The 459-nt window shown below is 53.1% G+C and carries 1 protein-coding gene; it reads left to right on the forward strand.

What is annotated here, in order from left to right:
* The coding region (locus tag FDX22_RS20890) for an ATP-binding protein (protein ID WP_255433007.1) at positions 1 to 459 on the forward strand (459 nt) is incomplete at both ends.

Genomic DNA, 459 nt, shown 5'->3' on the forward strand with positions numbered 1-459 from the left:
ACATAAGGTCATCACCGACGGAACGCGTTTGCGCCAGATTCTGTGGAATCTGATCAGCAACGCCGTGAAGTTTACTCAGCAGGGGCAGGTGACCGTACGGGCGCGCTATGACGAGGGAGACATACTGCATTTTGAGGTGGAGGATTNCGTACGGGCGCGCTATGACGAGGGAGACATACTGCATTTTGAGGTGGAGGATTCCGGGATCGGTATTCCACAGGATGAGCAGGATAAAATTTTCGCCATGTACTATCAGGTGAAGGACAGCCATGGTGGTAAACCGGCAACGGGAACCGGGATTGGACTGGCCGTCTCGAAGCGTCTGGCGAAAAACATGGGCGGTGATATTACGGTTTCCAGCCAGGCCGGAAAAGGCTCCATCTTTACGCTAACCGTGCATGCTCCTGCCGTGGCAGAAGAAATTGAAGATGCTTTTGAAGACGATGAAATGCCGTTACC

The organism is Citrobacter sp. TBCS-14 (assembly GCF_005280805.1).
GTDB lineage: Bacteria > Pseudomonadota > Gammaproteobacteria > Enterobacterales > Enterobacteriaceae > Citrobacter > Citrobacter gillenii.